The sequence below is a fragment of the Pseudomonas kielensis genome (genome assembly GCF_030505375.1).
Taxonomy (GTDB): Bacteria; Pseudomonadota; Gammaproteobacteria; order Pseudomonadales; family Pseudomonadaceae; genus Aquipseudomonas; species Aquipseudomonas kielensis.
The window spans coordinates 4,246,572-4,262,840 of sequence record NZ_CP130043.1; the positions used below are offsets into that span (position 1 = coordinate 4,246,572).

The 16,269-nt window shown below is 61.1% G+C and carries 14 protein-coding genes; all 14 read right to left on the minus strand.

Annotated elements, in window-relative coordinates:
• Complete coding sequence (nuoJ, locus tag Q1W70_RS19860) at positions 1 to 501, minus strand: NADH-quinone oxidoreductase subunit J (protein ID WP_166589930.1); 501 nt, start codon at positions 499 to 501, stop codon at positions 1 to 3.
• Positions 502 to 510: 9 nt separating this feature from the next.
• Positions 511 to 1,059, minus strand: coding sequence for an NADH-quinone oxidoreductase subunit NuoI (nuoI, locus tag Q1W70_RS19865; protein WP_042559871.1), 549 nt, complete (start codon positions 1,057 to 1,059; stop codon positions 511 to 513).
• Positions 1,060 to 1,070: 11 nt separating this feature from the next.
• The gene (nuoH, locus tag Q1W70_RS19870; protein WP_166589929.1) at positions 1,071 to 2,078 is read right to left on the minus strand and encodes an NADH-quinone oxidoreductase subunit NuoH; all 1,008 of its coding nucleotides are present in this window, start codon (positions 2,076 to 2,078) and stop codon (positions 1,071 to 1,073) included.
• Complete coding sequence (gene nuoG / locus Q1W70_RS19875; protein WP_166589928.1) at positions 2,075 to 4,789, minus strand: NADH-quinone oxidoreductase subunit NuoG; 2,715 nt, start codon at positions 4,787 to 4,789, stop codon at positions 2,075 to 2,077. The genes nuoH and nuoG overlap by 4 nt, the downstream gene beginning before the upstream one ends.
• Before the next feature lie 136 nt (positions 4,790 to 4,925).
• Positions 4,926 to 6,281, minus strand: coding sequence for an NADH-quinone oxidoreductase subunit NuoF (gene nuoF / locus Q1W70_RS19880; RefSeq protein ID WP_095165241.1), 1,356 nt, complete (start codon positions 6,279 to 6,281; stop codon positions 4,926 to 4,928).
• On the minus strand, positions 6,278 to 6,775 hold the full coding sequence (gene nuoE, locus Q1W70_RS19885) for an NADH-quinone oxidoreductase subunit NuoE (RefSeq protein WP_008020715.1): 498 nt from the start codon (positions 6,773 to 6,775) through the stop codon (positions 6,278 to 6,280). Before nuoE ends, nuoF begins: the two co-directional genes overlap by 4 nt.
• Positions 6,776 to 6,777: 2 nt before the next feature.
• Complete coding sequence (gene nuoC, locus Q1W70_RS19890; RefSeq protein WP_095165240.1) at positions 6,778 to 8,562, minus strand: NADH-quinone oxidoreductase subunit C/D; 1,785 nt, start codon at positions 8,560 to 8,562, stop codon at positions 6,778 to 6,780.
• 72 nt (positions 8,563 to 8,634) lie between these two features.
• Positions 8,635 to 9,309, minus strand: a complete 675-nt coding sequence (locus Q1W70_RS19895) for a NuoB/complex I 20 kDa subunit family protein (protein WP_074755324.1) — start codon at positions 9,307 to 9,309, stop codon at positions 8,635 to 8,637.
• A 10-nt stretch (positions 9,310 to 9,319) separates the two neighbouring features.
• Positions 9,320 to 9,733, minus strand: coding sequence for an NADH-quinone oxidoreductase subunit A (locus tag Q1W70_RS19900; RefSeq protein WP_007905050.1), 414 nt, complete (start codon positions 9,731 to 9,733; stop codon positions 9,320 to 9,322).
• A 668-nt stretch (positions 9,734 to 10,401) separates the two neighbouring features.
• A complete protein-coding gene (gene aceA / locus Q1W70_RS19905; RefSeq protein ID WP_008032724.1) occupies positions 10,402 to 11,727 on the minus strand; it encodes an isocitrate lyase in 1,326 nt (441 codons plus the stop codon).
• 495 nt (positions 11,728 to 12,222) lie between these two features.
• The gene (locus Q1W70_RS19910) at positions 12,223 to 12,960 is read right to left on the minus strand and encodes a secretin N-terminal domain-containing protein (protein WP_166589927.1); all 738 of its coding nucleotides are present in this window, start codon (positions 12,958 to 12,960) and stop codon (positions 12,223 to 12,225) included.
• Between the two features lie 183 nt (positions 12,961 to 13,143).
• Entirely contained in the window at positions 13,144 to 13,569 is a 426-nt protein-coding gene (locus Q1W70_RS19915; protein ID WP_166589926.1) for a GNAT family N-acetyltransferase, read from the minus strand.
• Positions 13,562 to 14,731: a ribosomal protein uL16 3-hydroxylase gene (locus Q1W70_RS19920; protein WP_166589925.1), complete on the minus strand. Its 1,170-nt coding sequence runs from the start codon at positions 14,729 to 14,731 to the stop codon at positions 13,562 to 13,564. The genes Q1W70_RS19915 and Q1W70_RS19920 overlap by 8 nt, the downstream gene beginning before the upstream one ends.
• Positions 14,732 to 14,817: 86 nt before the next feature.
• Positions 14,818 to 16,188, minus strand: a complete 1,371-nt coding sequence (gene purB, locus Q1W70_RS19925; RefSeq protein WP_166589924.1) for an adenylosuccinate lyase — start codon at positions 16,186 to 16,188, stop codon at positions 14,818 to 14,820.
• Positions 16,189 to 16,269 lie beyond the last annotated feature (81 nt).

Consider the following 16,269-nt stretch of genomic DNA (forward strand, 5'->3'; position numbering starts at 1 on the left):
TTACTCCTTCGCCTCGTTGCGGCCCAAATGGAACGCCGTGACGGCTGCAGCGAGCAGCAGCATCGAGGCGAGTTCGACCACCAGCAGGTAAGGACCGAACAGGCTGATGCCCACGGCCTTGGCGTCCACGGTGGTAAGACCAATGGCAGCGCCGCTGGAGTGGCTGAACAGTACGTACAGCAGTTCAGCCAACAGCAACGCGGCGAGCACGACCGGGCCCAGCCAGATACCGGGCTTGAGCCAGACGCGTTCCTGCTGAACCGAGGCCGGGCCCAGGTTCAGCATCATCACCACGAACACGAACAGCACCATGATGGCGCCGGCATAGGCGATCACTTCCAGGACCCCGGCAAATGGCGCACCGAGGCTGAAGAAGGTCATCGCCACGGCGATCAGCGAAATAATCAGGTAGAGCAGGGCGTGCACAGGGTTGGTGTTGGTGATCACACGAAGCGTGGACACCACCGCGATACCCGATGCGAAATAGAAAGCGAATTCCATCTTTCTTCCTTAAGGCAGCAAGCTCTTCACGTTGATCGGCTCGGCTTCATTTTGCGCGGAGCCTTTTGGCTTACCGGCAATGGCCATACCTGCAACACGATAGAAGTTGTAGTCAGGGTTTTTACCGGGACCGGAGATCAGCAGATCTTCTTTCTCGTAAACCAGGTCCTGACGCTTGAACTCGGCCATTTCGAAATCCGGCGTGAGCTGGATTGCGGTGGTCGGGCAGGCTTCTTCGCACAGGCCGCAGAAAATGCAGCGCGAGAAGTTGATACGGAAGAAGTCCGGGTACCAGCGACCGTCTTCGGTTTCAGCTTTCTGCAGCGAGATGCAGCCGACCGGGCAGGCCACGGCGCACAGGTTGCAGGCTACACAACGCTCTTCACCATCGGGGTCGCGGGTCAGGACGATACGGCCACGGTAGCGAGGCGGCAGGTACACCGCCTCTTCCGGGTATTGCAGGGTGTCGCGCTTGCGAAAGCCATGGCCGAAAACCATGATCAGGCTGCGCAACTGGGTACCAGTACCCTTAACGATGTCGCCAATATATTTGAACATGGGTCAAATCCTCACTGAACCGCGCCCGCAGGCGTGTTCAACAACACAACCGCAGCGGTCACCAGCAAATTGATCAGGGTCAGTGGCAGGCAGAATTTCCAGCTGAAATCCATCACCTGGTCATAACGCGGGCGCGGAATCGAAGCGCGCAGCAGGATGAACAGCATGATGAAGAACGCGGTCTTCAATGCGAACCAGAAGAAAGCCAGTTGCGGCAGGATGCCGAACGGACCGTGCCAGCCACCGAAGAACAGGGTGACCAGCAGCGCCGAGATCAGGATGATGCCGATGTACTCGCCGACGAAGAACATGCCCCATTTCATGCCGGCATATTCAATGTGGTAACCGTCGGCCAGTTCCTGCTCCGCTTCCGGCTGGTCGAACGGGTGACGGTGAGTCACGGCGACGCCAGCAACGAAGAAGGTACAGAAACCGAAGAACTGCGGAATGATGAACCACAGGTTCTGCGCCTGGTACTCGACGATGTCGCGCATGTTGAACGAGCCGACCTGGACCACGATGCCCATGAGCGCCAGGCCCATGAACACTTCGTAGGACACGGTCTGGGCCGAGGCACGCAAGCTGCCCAGCAGGGCGAACTTGTTGTTACTCGACCAGCCGGCGAACAGCACCGCGTAGACCGACAGGCCGGCCATGGCGAAGAAGAACAGCAGGCCGATGTTCAGGTCCGCCACACCCCAGGTCGGGGTGATCGGGATGATCGCGAAGGCGATCAGCAAGGCGCTCATGGCCACGACCGGTGCCAGGGTGAAAATCACCTTGTCGGCAAACGGCGGGGTCCAGTCTTCCTTGAAGAACATCTTGAGCATGTCGGCGGCGATCTGGAACATGCCGAACGGGCCAACGCGGTTCGGACCATAACGGTCCTGCCACCAGCCCAGCAGGCGACGTTCGACGAAGCTGAGCAGGGCACCTGCGACCACCACGGCCAGCATCACCACCAGGGCCTTGACGACCGCGATGATGGTGTCGATCACTTCAGGGGTGAACCAGGTCATTGCGCTGCCTCCTGCAGACCGTCAACGGAAAAGCCTGCGATCGCCGGTGGAATGCCCGCCAGACCGACAGGCAGGGCCACCAGGCCAGCACCCAGCTGTTCATTGATGCGCAGCGGCAGACGCAGGGTCTGGCCGGCCACGTTCAGGCTCAGCAGGGCGCCATCGTTGACTCCCAGGCGATCGGCTTCGGACTTGGCCAGCGCCACGTAGGCGGCCGGAATGCGCTCTTGTACCGGCGCGGCCTTGGAAGAGTTCTCTTCGCTGCCGAACAGGTGGAAGAACGGCACGACCTGCCAGGTGCCCTGGGCCGGGTTGAAGGCGCGAGGCACATTGGCGAACCAGTTCAGCGCATCACCGGTGCTTTCGATCAGGCGGGTGCCCGGGTCGCCAGCGCGGATGTGACCACCGACTTCGTCCTGGAACTTGTTCCAGGCTTGCGGCGAGTTCCAGCCCGGGGACCAGGCGAATGGCACTTGCTGACGCGGCTCGACCGAGCCCGAGTAACCTTCCATGGAGAAGGCGAACGCGGTGTCGTTGTCTTGCGGGGTACGCGGTTCATGCACGCTGATGTCGGCCCGCATGGCGGTCCGGCCGGAGTAACGCAGCGGCTCACGGGCCAGCTTCATGCCCTTGATGCGGAACGCAGCGGACGGGGCGGCATCGACGATGCGCGCCAGTTGCGGCGTGCTGGAAGCGACGGCAGCGGTCACGTGGTCGAGCTGGGTCCAGTCGATCGGCTGGTTCAGCAGGGTGGCGCGCAGGGCGTGCAGCCAGCGCCAGCCTTCGTGGACCAGGATGCTGGCGTCCATGTACTTCGGATCGAACACCTGGAAGAAGCGCTGGGCGCGACCTTCCTGGCTGACCAGGGTGCCATCGCCTTCGGCGAAGCTGGCAGCTGGCAGGACCAGGTGCGCGCGATCGCTGGTGGCGGTCTTCTGATGGTCAGCGACGATCAGCACTTTCGCGGCGTTCAGGGCTGCATCGACCGTGGCCTTGGCGGTGCGGGTGTACAGATCGTTTTCCAGTACGACGATGGCGTCGGCCTGGCCGTCGATGACCGCTTGCAGGGCAGCGTCAACCGATTCGCCACCGAGCATGGCCAGGCCAAGGCTGTTGGCCTCTGGGACGATCAGGCTGATGGAACCGTTCTTCTCGCGCAGCTTCAACGCCTTGGCGATGTTCGCGGCGGCTTCGATCAAGGCTTTGGAGCCCAGGGAAGTGCCGGCGATGATCAGTGGGCGCTTGGCTGCCAGCAGGGCGTCGGCGATGCGCTGGGCCAGTGCCAGGGCTTCGCTGTCCAGGCCGGCAACGGCTGGGGCGCTGGCGTCGAGGGCGTGAGCCACGGCGAAACCGATGCGGGCCAAGTCGTCGGGAGCGGCGTGTACGCACTCTTCGGCGATGTCGTCGAGCTTGGTTTCAGCGATGCTTGCGATGAACAGCGGGTTCAGCGCGTGCTGGCCGATGTTCTTCACCGCGGCGTCGAGCCAAGGCTGGACGCGCATGGCGTCGGCCATGTCTTCGGCCTTGCCCTTGACCGACTGGCGCAGGGACAGGGCCATGCGGGCGGCAGTCTGGGTCAGGTCTTCACCGAGGACGAAGATCGCGTCGTGGTCTTCGATGTCGCGCATGTTCGGCACTGGCAGCGGGCTGTCTTTGAGCACCTGCAGGACCAGGCGGATACGCTCCAGTTCAGCGGCTTCGATACCGCTGTAGAAGTGCTCGGCGCCGACCAGTTCGCGCAACGCGTGGTTGCTTTCGAGGCTCGCGCGGGGCGAACCGATACCGACGATGTTGCGACCGCGCAGCAGGTCGGCGGCTTTATCCAGCGCTTCGTCGAGGCTCAGTTTGGCGCCATTGGCCAGCAGTGGCTGGCGTGGGCGGTCTTCGCGGTTGACGTAGCCATAGCCGAAACGGCCACGGTCGCACAGGAAGTACTGGTTCACCGAACCGTTGAAACGGTTCTCGATGCGACGCAGTTCGCCGTAGCGCTCACCCGGGGAGATGTTGCAACCGCTGGAGCAGCCATGGCAGATGCTCGGCGAGAATTGCATGTCCCACTTGCGGTTGTAGCGCTCGGAGTGAGTCTTGTCGGTGAACACACCGGTCGGGCAGACCTCGGTGAGGTTGCCGGAGAACTCGCTTTCCAGGGTGCCGTCTTCAACGCGACCGAAGTACACGTTGTCGTGGGCGCCGAACACACCGAGGTCGGTGCCGCCGGCGTAGTCTTTATAGAAGCGCACGCAGCGGTAGCAGGCGATGCAGCGGTTCATCTCGTGGGAGATGAACGGGCCCAGTTGCTGGTTCTGGTGAGTACGCTTGGTGAAGCGGTAACGGCGCTCGTTGTGGCCGGTCATTACCGTCATGTCTTGCAGGTGGCAGTGACCGCCTTCCTCACAGACCGGGCAGTCGTGAGGGTGGTTGGTCATCAGCCATTCAACAACGCTGGCGCGAAAGGCCTTGGACTCTTCATCGTCGATGGAGATCCAGGTGCCATCGGTGGCAGGGGTCATGCAGGACATGACGATACGACCACGGGTGTCGTTTTCGTCGGTGTACTGCTTGACCGCGCACTGGCGGCAAGCGCCAACGCTGCCAAGGGCGGGGTGCCAGCAGAAGTAAGGAATATCGAGGCCTAGCGACAGACATGCCTGTAACAGGTTGTCTGCCCCGTCGACTTCGAGCGCTTTGCCGTCTACGTGGATAGTGGCCATGGTTCAAAGTTCTTCGTTGGCCCGGTGTCAGCGGGCGTGGCTAATGGAATCTTGTCATTCGCGTGAGTCAAAACAGCCGCGGGCGGCGTCATCACACGAGAAGGCGAAGGGCACGGACCCTTCGCCTTGTTAAGCGTTACGCGCCGACTACGATCGGCCTTGCCAGAGGCGGGACAGCGGCGCTGATAGGCGCGATGCCGGCTTCGAACTCTGGACGGAAGTATTTGATTGCGCTGCCCAATGGCTCCACGGCACCCGGTGCGTGAGCACAGAAGGTCTTGCCTGGGCCGAGGAAGCCGACCAGACCCAGCAGGGTCTCGATGTCACCGGGTTGGCCTTCGCCTTTCTCGATGGCCATCAGCAGCTTGACGCTCCATGGCAGGCCATCGCGGCAAGGGGTGCAGAAACCGCACGACTCACGGGCGAAGAACTGTTCCATGTTGCGCAGTAGGGACACCATGTTGACGCTGTCGTCCACCGCCATGGCCAGGCCGGTACCCATACGGGTGCCCACTTTGGCGATGCCGCCGGCGTACATTTGTGCGTCCAGGTGTTCTGGCAACAGGAAGCCGGTACCGGCGCCGCCTGGCTGCCAGGCCTTGAGCTTGAAGCCGTCGCGCATGCCGCCAGCGTAGTCTTCGAACAGCTCGCGGCCGGTCACGCCGAACGGCAGCTCCCACAGGCCCGGGTTCTTGACCTTGCCGGAGAAGCCCATGAGCTTGGTGCCCATGTCTTCGCTGCCTTCACGGGCCAACGACTTGTACCAGTCCACGCCGTCGGCAATGATCGCCGGCACGTTGCACAGGGTTTCGACGTTGTTCACGCAGGTCGGCTTGCCCCACACGCCTACGGCGGCAGGGAAGGGTGGCTTGGAGCGCGGGTTGGCGCGGCGGCCTTCGAGGGAGTTGATCAGTGCGGTTTCTTCACCGCAGATGTAACGCCCGGCGCCGGTGTGCACGAACAGCTCGAAGTCAAAGCCCGAGCCGAGGATGTTCTTGCCCAGCAGGCCAGCGGCCTTGGCTTCTTCCACGGCACGGTTGAGGTGCTTGGCGGCGGTGGTGTACTCGCCACGCAGGAAGATGTAGCCACGGTAGGTTTTCAGCGCGCGGGCGCTGATCAGCATGCCTTCGATCAGCAGATGGGGCAGTTGCTCCATCAGCATGCGGTCTTTCCAGGTGTTGGGCTCCATTTCATCCGCGTTGCACAGCAGGTAGCGGATGTTGATGGATTCGTCTTTGGGCATCAGGCCCCACTTCACGCCCGTGGGGAAGCCTGCACCGCCGCGCCCCTTGAGGCCGGCGTCTTTCACGGTCTGGACGATGTCGTCCTGGGCCATGTCGGCGAAGGCCTTGCGAGCGGCCGCGTAACCGTTCTTGGCCTGGTACTCGTCGAGCCACACAGCCTCGCCGTCGTCACGCAGGCGCCAGGTCAGCGGATGGGTCTCTGCCGAGCGCTTGATGCGGTTGGCCGGGCCGAAGGAAGTCAGGGTCATACGTAGCCCTCCAACAGTTTGGCAACGCCAGCAGGCTGTACGTCACCGAAAGTGTCGTCGTCGATCATCAACGCCGGCGCCTTGTCGCAGTTGCCGAGGCAGCAGACTGGCAGCAGGGTGAAGCGACCGTCGGCAGTGGTCTGGCCCAGGCCGATCCCCAGCTTGCTCTGGATTTCGCTGACCACCGACTCGTGGCCGCCGATGTAGCAGACCATGCTGTCGCAGACGCGAATGATGTGGCGGCCCACTGGCTGGCGGAAGATCTGGCTGTAGAACGTCGCCACGCCTTCAACGTCGCTGGCCGGGATGCCGAGGATTTCGCCGATGGCGTACAGGGCGCCATCGGGCACCCAGCCACGTTCCTTCTGGACGATCTTCAGGGCTTCGATCGACGCCGCGCGCGGGTCTTCGTAGTGATGCAACTCGTGCTCGATGGCCGAGCGCTCGGTTTCACTCAAGGTGAAACGGTCTGTCTGGATAAGCGTGCTGTTCATGCTTAGCGGTCCACGTCGGCCATAACGAAGTCGATACTACCCAGGTACGCAATCAAGTCCGCGACCATGCTGCCTTTGATCACCGAAGGGATCTGCTGCAGGTGCGGGAAGCTTGGAGTACGGATCCGGGTGCGGTAGCTCATGGTGCCGCCGTCGCTCGTCAGGTAGTAACTGTTGATGCCCTTGGTCGCTTCGATCATCTGGAAGGATTCGTTGGCCGGCATGACCGGGCCCCACGAAACTTGCAAGAAGTGCGTGATCAGGGTCTCGATGTGCTGCAGCGTGCGCTCTTTAGGCGGCGGCGTGGTCAGCGGGTGATCCGCCTTGTACGGGCCTTCCGGCATGTTGCGCATGCACTGGTCGATGATCTTGATGCTCTGGCGCATTTCTTCGACGCGCACCATGCAGCGGTCGTAGGCATCGCCATTGGCCGCCAGCGGTACTTCGAATTCGAAGTTCTCGTAGCCGGAGTACGGACGCGCCTTGCGCAGGTCGAAATCGCAACCGGTGGAACGCAGGCCGGCACCGGTGACGCCCCATTCCAGGGCCTCTTTGGTGTTGTAGGCGGCGACGCCGATGGTCCGACCCTTGAGGATGCTGTTCTGCAGGGCGGCCTTGGTGTATTCGTCGAGGCGCTTTGGCAGCCATTCAACGAAGTCCTTGACCAGTTTTTCCCAGCCGCGTGGCAGGTCGTGGGCGACACCACCGATGCGGTACCAGGCCGGGTGCAGGCGAAAGCCCGTAATGGCTTCGATCACCGTGTACGCCTTCTGGCGGTCGGTGAAGGTGAAGAACACCGGGGTCATGGCGCCGACGTCCTGGATGTAGGTACCCAGGAACAGCAGGTGGCTGGTGATCCGGAAGAACTCGGCCATCATGATGCGGATGACGTCGACCTTCTCGGGCACCTTGATGCCGGCCAGCTTCTCGACCGAGAGCACGTACGGCAGGTTGTTCATCACGCCGCCGAGGTAGTCGATACGGTCGGTGTACGGGATGAAGCTGTGCCAGGACTGACGCTCGGCCATTTTCTCGGCACCACGGTGGTGGTAGCCGATGTCCGGTACGCAGTCGACGATCTCTTCGCCGTCCAGCTGCAGGATGATGCGGAACGCACCGTGAGCCGAAGGGTGGTTGGGACCCAGGTTGAGGAACATGTAGTCCTCGTTCGCCCCGGAGCGTTTCATGCCCCAGTCTTCAGGCTTGAAGCGCGCGGCTTCTTCCTCGAGCTGTTGCTTGGCCAGGGTCAGGCTGAACGGGTCGAACTCGGTGGCGCGGGCCGGGAAGTCCTTGCGCAGCGGGTGACCTTCCCAGGTCGGCGGCATCATGATGCGCGACAGGTGCGGGTGACCTTTGAAGTCGATGCCGTACATGTCCCAGACTTCACGCTCGTACCAGTTGGCGTTGGGCCAGATGCTGGTGACGGACGGCACGCTGAGGTCGCTCTCGGACAAGGCGACCTTGATCATTACGTCACTATTACGTTCGATCGACATCAGGTGGTAGAACACGGTGAAGTCGACGCCGCCTGGTAGCCCTTGACGCTTGGTGCGCAGACGCTCGTCCACGCCATGCAGGTCATAGAGCATGACGTACGGCTTGGGCAGGTTGCGCAGGAAGGTCAGGACTTCGACGAGTTTGGCACGGGCAACCCAAAGCACCGGCATGCCGGTGCGGGTAGGCTGGGCAGTGAATGCCTCGGGGCCAAAACGGTTGTTCAGTTCGACGACCACATCCTGGTCGTCTGCCTTGTAAGGCGGGATGTACAGAGCACTGCCTGTAGTCATGGTTATTTATCGCTTTCGGTCAACGTAAAGAATGAAGCCAGCTTTCGGTTTCTTTGCAGGAACAGATCTGGATCAGACTTCGTCGGGGCTGCGCAGGTTGGTGACTGCGATTCGCTGTTCGCGGCGCTGTTCCTTTTGCGAAGGCATCTCGGCGCGGTACACGCCTTGATCGCCGACGACCCAGGAAAGCGGGCGACGCTCCTGGCCAATCGACTCCTGCAGCAGCATCAGGCCTTGCAGGAAAGCTTCAGGGCGGGGCGGGCAGCCAGGCACGTAGACGTCCACGGGCAGGAACTTGTCCACTCCCTGAACCACGGAGTAGATGTCGTACATGCCACCGGAGTTGGCGCACGAGCCCATGGAGATGACCCACTTCGGCTCGAGCATTTGCTCGTAGAGACGCTGAATGATCGGCGCCATCTTGATGAAGCAGGTACCGGCGATAACCATGAAATCCGCCTGGCGCGGCGATGCCCGGATAACCTCGGCGCCAAAGCGCGCGATGTCGTGGGGCGCCGTGAAGGCAGTGGTCATTTCCACGTAGCAGCACGAAAGGCCGAAGTTGTACGGCCACAGGGAGTTTTTACGCCCCCAGTTGACTGCACCGCTCAGCACGTCTTCGAGCTTGCCCATGAAGATGTTTTTGTGGACTTGATCTTCTAACGGATCGGAAACGGTTTCCCGCTCGCCGATCGGGTACTGCTCGTTAGGAGCATCCGGGTCGATCCTGGTGAGATTGTATTGCATTGCCAAAGCCTCATTGTTTCAGCTTCGCCTGCCGCTTACGACGAGCTTCCGGAGCCCAGTCAAGGGCGCCCACTCGAAATAGGTAGACAAGACCTGCCAACAGAATTGCTATGAAAACGAGAGCTTCGACGAATCCGGTCCAGCCGCTTTCGCGGACGGACACAGACCATGCAAAGAGAAAGAGGGCTTCGATATCGAAGATCACGAACAACATCGCGACCAGATAGAATTTGGCTGAGAGCCGCAAGCGGGCGCCACCTGTAGGTAGCATGCCGGACTCGAACGGTTCGTTTTTGCTGCGGCCCCAGGCTTTTGACCCGAGGAGGCTGGAGACGCCGAGCATGAAGGCACAAAGGCCGCCGACACCCAGAAGGAAAATGGCAAAGCCCCAGTTGTGGGCCATGAGTCCTGTCGCTTCGGGCATGCTGGTAATCCTTAACAGAGAGCAAGGGTCTCTGAGCTTGATAAAGAAATAAAGCAGTGACGATATGTCGCAGCGCAATCAATCGCGGTGATTTTATGGCTAAACACCGTGCAAGTAAAATTCCTATAGCGAAATTATTTATAGGAATAAGGACATAGCGCACCTGCGAGGCCCTGCAGCCCGTGCGGTACGGGCATTAGCCGGGGTTTTGTTAATTATGTTTTGTGGCGGTTGCAATGAATATAGTTCGAGCTAAATGATAATCAATATTATTTGGGGTGGTTTTTAAACTATTCCAAGGTCGGGTAGCGGCTAAGTTACGGTTACTTGCGTGCTACAGCAAGTTGCCAGGGCGCAGTTTTTAACCGTTTTGGCCATTGTCGATACCGCTCTGGATCAATGTTTTGCTTCATGCGCCACGGTCTCCTGTAGGCGTGTGCTTGCTCGCGAAAAAGCCTTCGGAAAACGCGGTCGTTCAAGCAGGGCGCATTATCGTTGGAGTCCTTCGCGAGCAAGCCGCAAGCGGGCGCTCGCTCCTACAGGGGGGCTGTGTTACTGAGAAATGCCACGCAAAAAAACGCCCCGAACCAGTCGGGGCGTCAGATTTTCGGCATTGCAGTTAGCTTTCTACCAGGTCTGCGATGGCCGTGTGCTCAAGGCGAAGTCGATCAGTGGAACTGTTCTTCTTCGGTGGAGCCGGTCAGTGCGGTAACCGAAGACGAGCCACCCTGGATCACGGTGGTCATGTCGTCGAAGTAGCCGGTGCCCACTTCCTGCTGGTGAGCCACGAAGGTGTAACCCTTGGCGGCGTCAGCGAATTCCTGCTCCTGCAGCTTCACGTAGGCAGTCATGTCGTTGCGGGCGTAGTCGTGCGCCAGGTTGAACATGCTGTGCCACATGTTGTGAATGCCGGCCAGGGTGATGAACTGGTGCTTGTAACCCATGGCGGACAGTTCGCGCTGGAACTTGGCGATGGTCGCGTCGTCCAGGTTTTTCTTCCAGTTGAAGGAAGGCGAGCAGTTGTACGACAGCAGTTGGTCCGGGTATTCCTTCTTGATTGCTTCAGCGAAGCGACGAGCTTCGTCCAGGTCCGGCTTGGCGGTTTCGCACCAGATCAGGTCGGCGTATGGCGCGTAAGCCAGGCCGCGGGCGATGGCCTGGTCCAGACCGGCGCGCACTTTGTAGAAACCTTCCTGGGTACGTTCGCCAGTCACGAATGGCTGGTCGTACGGGTCGCAGTCGGAAGTCAGCAGGTCAGCGGCGTTGGCGTCGGTACGGGCCAGGATGATGGTCGGTGTACCGGCAACGTCAGCTGCCAGACGAGCAGCGGTCAGCTTCTGTACCGCTTCCTGGGTAGGAACCAGTACCTTGCCGCCCATGTGGCCGCACTTCTTCACGGAAGCCAGTTGGTCTTCGAAGTGAACGCCGGCAGCGCCTGCCTCGATCATGCTCTTCATCAGCTCGTAGGCGTTCAGTACGCCGCCGAAACCGGCTTCGGCGTCAGCCACGATTGGAGCGAAGTAGTCGATGTAGCCTTCATCGCCCGGGCCTTTGCCGGCTTTCCACTGGATCTGGTCAGCACGACGGAACGAGTTGTTGATGCGCTTGACGACGGTGGGTACCGAGTCAACCGGGTACAGCGACTGGTCCGGGTACATCGATTCGGCGGAGTTGTTGTCCGCGGCCACTTGCCAGCCCGACAGGTAGATCGCCTGGATGCCGGCTTTGACTTGTTGCACAGCCTGGCCGCCGGTCAGGGCACCCATGCAGTTGACGAAATCTTTCTCAGGGCGGAAGGACGGCTTGGCGCCCTGGGTCACCAGGTTCCACAGCTTCTCGGCGCCCAGTTTTGCAAAGGTGTGCTCAGGTTGAACCGAGCCGCGCAGGCGGACGACGTCAGCAGCGGAGTAAGCGCGTGTCACGCCTTTCCAGCGTGGGTTTTCAGCCCAGTCTTTTTCGAGGGCTGCAATTTGCTGTTCGCGTGTCAGTGCCATGGAGATAAACCTCGTCGCATAGGTCTTGGTGGAAAATTCCGTTTGCCGGGTACGCGTGTCAATAGGCGTAACAGGCTGCTCGCTGACCAGAAGCTTGCCGGTCAAGGCGAATGTGGCGGGGGTGGCGACGGGATGAACGATGGGCTCGAGGGTGGAGGCTGAGCAGGTAAGGGCGGGCTGTCGGGCGCATTCGGGCGTCGTGGGCCTGGTGCGAACATCAGTGGTGTGCCGGGTTACCTAATTACGCTTCCGTCCCTCGGGACAACTTCGTTCCAGTCGGCAACCTCGTCAAACACACCTTGTGGGCGGTACAGACACGAAACGGCTCGCAGGGTAGTTGCAAGCAACGCTTCGAAGGCCCTTGCCAGGGCCTCTGATTAGCGGGAGCGAGGCCATCATGCCTTTGCTTTTTTGCCTCGTCAAACGTTTTGTAGTGCTTTTTTTCAGGCACTACATCTTTGGTCTAATACGACTAATCAGTCAGTTTTCGGTGAGTTAGTCCAAGGTATCGACTTTCACCCGCAAGGTCAGGTCATCCCGGCCCTGGGTCCCATAGGTACGGGTCATGCCCTGTTTATCGGCCTGGGTCTGGCGGCTGATCCCCGCCAGGGTGATCCATTGGCCCAGTCGACCGCTGACACTTGTGTCGGTGCTTTGCACATTCACTACATCCGCACGTTCCTGGCTCATGCGGTCACGGTTGGTGCTGATGGCCAGGTGCACGGTTTCGCCGGTGACGCTGGCAGTCACGTAGAAACCCTGGGTGACGTTGCGGTATTCGGTCTGGCTTTGCAGGCGGCCGTAGGTGTCGGTCCCAGTGCTGGTGAGCGGGACGCTCTGGCCGGTCTGGATCAGCGCCGGCACGCCTTCACTGGCCTGGATCTGCTGGATGCCACCCTCGCGGCTGGCGGTGCCGTAGCTAATGATCTGAGTCTGCTGGTCGCCGCTGTCCTGTGGGGGGTTCTGGTTGGTGTCGACCGTGATCAACAGGCGTTTTGGCGCAGTGTCGAGCTGGCTGAGCAGGGTCCTAAGTTCGTCGATCCTGGTGGGATCTGCGTTGACGATCAGTTGATTGCCATAGGCGCTGACGGTGCCGTCCTTGCCGATGAAATGCTGCGCCACGGGTAGCAGGTCGGCACTGGTGCGGTGGTTGAGCGGTACCACTTCGGTCGCCGCCGAGGCCGCAAAGCTGCAGCCGAGCAGCAGGGTGGTCAGCAGGGTGCGTAGGGACATATCCGTTATCTCCGCATTCAAGTGTCTTGATAGTGCCAGTTTGTCGGCCTGCGGTGGAGCAAGTTGAATCGTAGGCAGCAAAACGCCCCGGCATCGGTGGATGGCGGGGCGTTTTGGGTGGTTTGATAGTGCCATCGCGGGCCGGGCGGCGCTCCGCTTGCCCGCGATGGCCACAGCCCGGTTTCAGGCCGAGCCACGCACCATGTCGACATGAGGAATCCCGGCTTCCAGGAACTCTTCACTGACAATCTTGAAGCCCAGGCGCTCATAGAACGCCGTGGCCTGCACCTGGGCGCTGAGCATCTGCTGCTTGAGCCCCCGCGCCTCGGCTTCGCCGATTACCGCTTGCATCAAGGCGTCGCCGACTTTCAGGCCGCGCCAGTCCTTGAGCACCGAGACCCGGCCAATGTGGCCGTCGGGCAGCAGGCGGGCGGTACCGATCGGAAAGTCGCCTTCAAGGGCGAGGAAATGCACGGCGCTTGCGTCGTCGGCATCCCATTCCAGCTCGGGTGGAACCGATTGCTCGGCGATGAATACCGCTTCACGAATGCGCCGGATCTCGGCGTTATCCTTTTGCCAGTCTGCGACACGTACGCGAATCTTATTCATCGGCAAACCCCAGGCTACCTTGCTTGACCAGTTCGCACAGCAGGCCGCGGCCGTCTTCGTCGCTCAGCCAATGGCCGAGGTTGTCGACGTGCAGCGCGTCGGCGGCGCAAATCATTTTCAGCAGCTCGCGCAGCTTGCCCGGCAGGTAACGGCTCTGGCCGCTGGCAAACAGCAGCAGGTCGTCGTCGACTTCGGACCAGGCCAGGCGCGCGCTCGGGTTGCGAATCAGCACCGCACCTTGTTCCAGGGCGCCAAGGAAGTCGTCCTCGGTCACGTCTTCCGGGCCTGCGACCAACTCAGGGTAGCGCGGTTCGGTCATGAACTGGCCGAACCAGGTCAGCAACAGGCGCTCGTCGCTCATGTGCTCGGCCAGCAGGCCTTTCAAGCGGTCGAGTGCGTCATGCTGGATCTGGTGCGGGTCGGCGGCCGGTTGTGCGTCGGCGTCGGTGTAGCGCTCTTCATCAGGCAGGAACTGGCTGAGGAAGTCAGTGAAGTGGGTCAGCACTTCAGCGGCGCTCGGCGCGCGGAAGCCTACCGAGTAGGTCAGGCAGTCATCCACGGCGACGCCGCAGTGGGCCAGGCGTGGCGGCAGGTAGAGCATGTCGCCCGGCTCCAGGACCCACTCGTCGGTGGCTTCGAAGTCGGCCAGGATGCGCAGGTCGGCGTGTTGCAGCAGCGGGCTCTCGGAGTCGCACATCTGGCCGATTTTCCAGTTGCGCTGGCCATGGCCTTGCAGCAGGAACACATCGTAATTGTCAAAGTGCGGGCCAACACTGCCACCTGGGGCGGCGAAGCTGATCATCACGTCGTCGATGCGCCAGCTCGGCAGGAAGCGGAAGTTTTCCAGCAGTTCGCTGACTTCTGGTACGAACTGGTCGACAGCCTGCACCAGCAGGGTCCAGTCACGCTCCGGCAGCTTGCTGAACTCGTCTTCGGCGAACGGGCCGCGACGCAATTCCCAAGGGCGCTCGCCGTGCTCGATGACCAGGCGCGATTCGACTTCTTCTTCCAGGGCCAGGCCGGCCAGTTCGTCGGCGTCGATCGGGCTTTCGAAGTCAGGGATTGCCTGGCGGATCAGCAGCGGTTTTTTCTGCCAGTAGTCGCGCAGGAACTCGCGTGCAGTGATGCCGCCCAGAAGTTGCAGAGGAATATCAGGATTCATGTGTAACCTATTGAAAAAAAGCACTTTTCAGACGGGAATAAAAACGCCCGGCGCTGCCGGGCGTCTCAAACGGGTCAAGCGGTCGATCAGATGCGTCGAGCTTGCTCGACTGCGTTACCGATGTAGTTGGCCGGGGTGAGCAGTTTCAGCTCGGCCTTGGCCTCGGCAGGCATGTCCAGTGCATCGATGAAAGTCTGCAGCGCTTCAGGGCTGATGCCCTTGCCGCGGGTCAATTCTTTGAGCTTTTCGTACGGGTTTTCGATGTTGTAGCGGCGCATCACGGTCTGGATCGGCTCGGCCAATACTTCCCAGCACGCGTCCAGGTCAGCGGCGATTTTCTGCGCGTTGAGCTCCAGCTTGCTGATGCCTTTGAGGCTGGCTTCGTACGCGATCACGCTGTGGGCAAAGCCCACGCCAAGGTTGCGCAGTACGGTGGAGTCGGTCAGGTCGCGCTGCCAGCGGGAGATCGGCAGTTTGCTCGCCAGGTGCTGGAACAGTGCGTTGGCGATACCCAGGTTGCCTTCGGAGTTTTCGAAGTCGATCGGGTTGACCTTGTGCGGCATGGTCGAGGAACCGATTTCGCCAGCGATGGTGCGCTGTTTGAAATAACCCAGGGAGATGTAGCCCCAGATGTCGCGGTCGAAGTCGATCAGGATGGTGTTGAAGCGTGCGATCGCGTCGAACAGTTCGGCGATGTAGTCGTGCGGCTCGATCTGGGTGGTGTACGGGTTGAAGCCCAGGCCCAGTTCGTCTTCGATGAAGGCGCGGGCGTTGGCTTCCCAGTCGATCTGCGGGTAGGCCGACAGGTGCGCGTTGTAGTTGCCTACGGCGCCGTTGATCTTGCCCAGCAGTGGCACGGCAGCGACCTGGGCGATCTGGCGCTCCAGGCGGTACACCACGTTGGCCAGCTCTTTGCCCAGGGTGGTCGGCGAAGCCGGTTGCCCGTGGGTGCGCGACAGCATCGGCACGTCGGCGAAGCGGATCGCCAGTTCACGGATGGCGTCAGCGGTCTGGCGCATCAGCGGCAGCATCACGTCATCACGGCCTTCGCGCAGCATCAGGGCGTGGGACAGGTTGTTGATGTCCTCGCTGGTGCAGGCAAAGTGGATGAACTCGCTGACGTTGGCCAGTTCCGGCAGCTTGGCCGCTTGCTCTTTGAGCAGGTATTCGATGGCCTTGACGTCGTGGTTGGTGGTGCGCTCGATCTCTTTGACGCGCTCGGCGTGCTCCAGCGAGAAGTTCTCGGCCAGTTCATTGAGAACGGCGTTGGCTTGCGCGGAGAAGGCGGGCACTTCAGGGATGGCGGCGTGAGCGGCCAGGCGTTGAAGCCAGCGCACTTCCACCAGGACGCGAGCACGGATCAGGCCGTATTCGCTGAAAATCGGCCGCAGGGCCTGGGTTTTGCCGGCGTAGCGGCCGTCAACAGGGGAAACCGCAGTGAGCGAAGAGAGCTGCATGGGGTGTTCTCGGACAGTCGGGCAACGAAATGGGGCGCGTATCATACATGAAAAAATCCGCCGGTCCGTTGCCAACTGACC